Source organism: Aquitalea sp. ASV11 (assembly GCF_016429185.1).
GTDB classification, from domain to species: domain Bacteria; phylum Pseudomonadota; class Gammaproteobacteria; order Burkholderiales; family Chromobacteriaceae; genus Aquitalea; species Aquitalea pelogenes.
Genome location: NZ_JAELUD010000279.1, coordinates 1 through 299 on the forward strand (window position 1 = coordinate 1; position 299 = coordinate 299).

Annotated in this window: 1 pseudogene; it reads left to right on the plus strand. The window is 74.9% G+C overall.

Annotated elements, in window-relative coordinates:
- Positions 1-299 (plus strand): annotated as a pseudogene (locus JHD62_RS22145) (hypothetical protein); the annotation flags it as partial.

Below are 299 nucleotides of genomic sequence, written 5' to 3' on the forward strand. Positions count from 1 at the left end.
GTGGTGGCACTGCTGCTGTCCAGCAGCTTCCAGAACCTGAACATTGCCTTTCTGGTAGGGCTGGCCTTTGCCATCGCCGCGTCCAGCAATTTCCCGGTACTGTTGCTGGGCCTGTACTGGCCTGGGCCTGTCTCTTATACACATCTGACGCTGCCGACGAACAGTAAGATGTGGGGGGGGGGGGGGGGGGGGGGGGGGGTGGGGGGGGGGGGGGGGGGGGGGGGGGGGGGGGGGGGGGGGGGGGGGGGGGGGGGGGGGGGGGGGGGGGGGGGGGGGGGGGGGGGGGGGGGGGGGGGGGG